Below are 3,276 nucleotides of genomic sequence, written 5' to 3'. Positions count from 1 at the left end.
GGCGCCGCAGCCGGCGGAGAACGGTTCGGGCCGCTCCGGCGGTCGGGCCGAGCGCACCCGCGCCCAGCGCGCCGAGGAGACCGCGCCGGCCGCGCAGCCGACCCTCGAGGCGGCCAGCAACGGCGCCGACACCGAGTCGGGCCAGCGTCGTGAGCGGCGTGGACGCCGTCGCGACAGCGGGGGTGACTCCGACCTGGTCGCCGAGGTCGGCGCCTCGCTCGAGCGCGACTTCGGTCGCGTCGGCGGCGGCTCGGAGGACCGGCAGAACGGCTCGGAGCAGCGCGGCGGCAACGGCCGCGAGGAGCGCGAGGAGCGTCCGCAGGCCCGCGAGGACCGCCGCGACGACCGCCAGAACCGCGACGACCGGCAGGGTCGCGACGACCGGCAGAACCGCGACAACCGCCAGGGCCGCGACGACCGGCGTGACGACGACGAGGAGGGCGGCGGCCGTCGGGGCCGGCGTCGCCGGAACCGGGACCGGCAGAACCGCCGGCGCGGCGGCAGCGGCGGCGGCGAGCGCTTCGAGGCCGAGCCCGTGATCACCGAGGACGACGTCCTCGTCGACGTCAGCGGCATCCTCGACGTCCTCGACAACTACGGCTTCGTCCGTCGCACCGGCTACCTGCCGGGCACCAACGACGCCTACGTGCCGATGGCGATGGTTCGCAAGCACGGCCTGCGCAAGGGCGACGTCATCACCGGGGCGATCAAGGCGCAGAAGGAGGGCGACAGCAAGGCCAAGTACAACCCGCTGGTGCGCCTCGACACCGTCAACGGCGCCGATCCCGAGCAGGCGCGCAACCGTCCGGAGTTCTCCAAGCTCACCCCGCTGTACCCGCAGGAGCGGCTGCGACTGGAGACCACCGCGACCAACATGACCAACCGGATCATCGACCTGGTGGCACCGATCGGCAAGGGCCAGCGCGGGCTGATCGTGTCCCCGCCGAAGGCCGGCAAGACGCTGGTGATGCAGTCCATCGCCAACGCGATCACCGCCAACAACCCCGAGATCCACCTGATGGTGGTGCTGGTCGACGAGCGCCCGGAGGAGGTCACCGACTTCCAGCGCACCGTCAACGGCGAGGTGATCGCCTCGACCTTCGACCGTCCGGCCAGCGACCACACCATCGTCGCCGAGCTCGCGATCGAGCGGGCGAAGCGGTTGGTGGAGCTGGGTCACGACGTGGTCGTGCTGCTCGACGGCATCACCCGGCTGGGTCGCGCCTACAACCTGGCCGCCCCCGCCTCGGGCCGCATCCTCTCCGGTGGTGTGGACTCCGCGGCGCTGTTCCCGCCCAAGCGGTTCTTCGGTGCGGCCCGCAACATCGAGGACGGCGGCTCGCTGACCATCCTCGCGACGGCGCTGATCGAGACCGGCTCGAAGATGGACGAGGTGATCTTCGAGGAGTTCAAGGGCACCGGCAACATGGAGCTGCGGCTGCGCCGGGAGTTCGCCGACAAGCGGATCTACCCGGCGGTGGACGTGGACGCCTCGAGCACCCGCCGCGAGGAGCTGCTGATGAGCCGGGAGGAGCTGCAGATCATCTGGAAGCTGCGGCGCGTGCTCTCCGGGCTGGACGGGCAGCAGGCGCTGGAGATGCTGCTCAACCGGATGCGCAAGACGCAGACCAACACCGAGTTCCTCATGGTCATCTCCAAGACGACGCCGGCGCGGCCCGGCGAGGAGTGACCGGAGCAGGAATAGTTGCCCGGCGCGCGACGCTGAGGCATGATGACCCGCTGGTGCCGGTTCACCACCCTGACCCCAGGCTGGACCCGGTGCCCGATGACGAGGAGATCACGATGAAGGCTGGCATCCACCCGACCTACGTGGAGACCCAGGTGAGCTGCACCTGCGGCAACACGTTCACCACCCGCAGCACGTCCGAGTCCGGCAGCATCCGTGCCGAGGTCTGCTCGGCGTGCCACCCGTTCTACACCGGCAAGCAGAAGATCCTCGACACCGGCGGCCGCGTCGCCCGCTTCGAGAAGCGCTACGCCAAGAAGAAGTGACCGCGCCCGCTCAGCCTGTGCGCTGAGCGTGGCCAGATCGACGGCGCCGGGCCCTGCCTGGCGCCGTCGTCGTCTCCGCGGACGGACAGGGAGGGGAGGAGCCCGGTGAGCGAGGAGTTCGCCTCGGCCGACGGCCTGCGCGCCGAGTTCGCCGAGCTGGAGCGCCAGCTCGCCCAGCCCGACGTGCACGCCGACGCCGCCCGGGTGCGCCGGATCGGACGGCGCTACGCCGAGCTGACCCCGATCGTCTCCGCGCTCACCGAGCTGGACGTGCTGGACGCCGACCTCGCCGCCGCGCGTGAGCTGGCCAGCGAGGACGCCACCTTCGCCACCGAGGCCGAGCAGCTGGAGCAGCGGCGCGGCCAGCTCACCGAACGCCTGGTGCTGCTGCTCGCCCCCCGTGACCCCAACGACTCCTCCGACGCCCTGATCGAGATCAAGTCCGGCGAGGGCGGGGAGGAGTCGGCGCTGTTCGCCGGCGACCTGCTGCGGATGTACACCCGCTACGCCGAGACCCAGGGGTGGAAGACCGAGGTGCTCGACGCCCAGGAGACCGACCTCGGCGGGTACCGCACGCTCACCGTCGCCGTGAAGGGTGGGGCGGGGGCGCCGGAGCGGATGCCGTACGCCCGGCTCAAGTTCGAGGGCGGGGTGCACCGGGTGCAACGCGTCCCGGTGACGGAGTCGCAGGGCCGGATCCACACCTCTGCCGCGGGGGTGCTGGTGATGCCGGAGGTGGAGGAGACCGAGGTCGAGATCGCCGACGGCGACCTGCGGATCGACGTGTTCCGCTCTTCCGGACCGGGCGGCCAGGGCGTCAACACCACCGACTCCGCGGTGCGGATCACCCACCTGCCCACCGGTGTCGTGGTCTCCTGCCAGAACGAGCGGTCCCAGCTGCAGAACCGCGAGCAGGCGATGCGGATGCTGCGGGCGCGGCTGGCCGCGCTGGCCGCCGAGCAGGCCGCCAGCGAGGCCTCGGCCGCCCGTCGCTCGCAGGTGCGCACGGTCGACCGCGCCGAGCGGATCCGCACCTACAACTTCCCCGAGAACCGCTTCGCCGACCACCGCATCGGGTTCAAGTCCCACGACCTCGACCAGGTGCTGGCCGGCGGCCTGGACCCGGTGATCACCGCGCTGCAGGCGGCCGAGGTCGCCGAACGGCTGGCTGCACGGTGAGCACGGCCCCGCTGGCAGGACCGGCCGGGCTGCAGCAGCAGCTGCGCGCCGCCGCCGCCGAGCTGGCGACCGCCGGTTGCCCCG

General features: G+C 72.1%; 3 protein-coding genes. All 3 read left to right on the top strand.

Annotated features, from left to right (window positions below; all coding sequences use genetic code 11):
• Window positions 1-1,690, top strand: a 1,690-nt coding sequence (rho, locus tag DVA66_RS18665; protein WP_198671939.1) for a transcription termination factor Rho, incomplete at its 5' end; no start/stop codon positions are given.
• 113 nt (window positions 1,691-1,803) lie between these two features.
• A complete protein-coding gene (gene rpmE, locus DVA66_RS18660) occupies window positions 1,804-2,013 on the top strand; it encodes a 50S ribosomal protein L31 (protein WP_114561373.1) in 210 nt (69 codons plus the stop codon).
• 105 nt (window positions 2,014-2,118) lie between these two features.
• A complete protein-coding gene (prfA, locus tag DVA66_RS18655; RefSeq protein WP_114561372.1) occupies window positions 2,119-3,192 on the top strand; it encodes a peptide chain release factor 1 in 1,074 nt (357 codons plus the stop codon).
• Window positions 3,193-3,276: the final 84 nt, after the last annotated feature.

This window comes from Desertihabitans aurantiacus, from assembly GCF_003344635.1.
In the GTDB taxonomy this organism is placed as follows: domain Bacteria; phylum Actinomycetota; class Actinomycetes; order Propionibacteriales; family Propionibacteriaceae; genus Desertihabitans; species Desertihabitans aurantiacus.
Note: the sequence above shows the minus strand (reverse complement) of the source record. Positions and strands in the feature narration are given on the sequence as shown.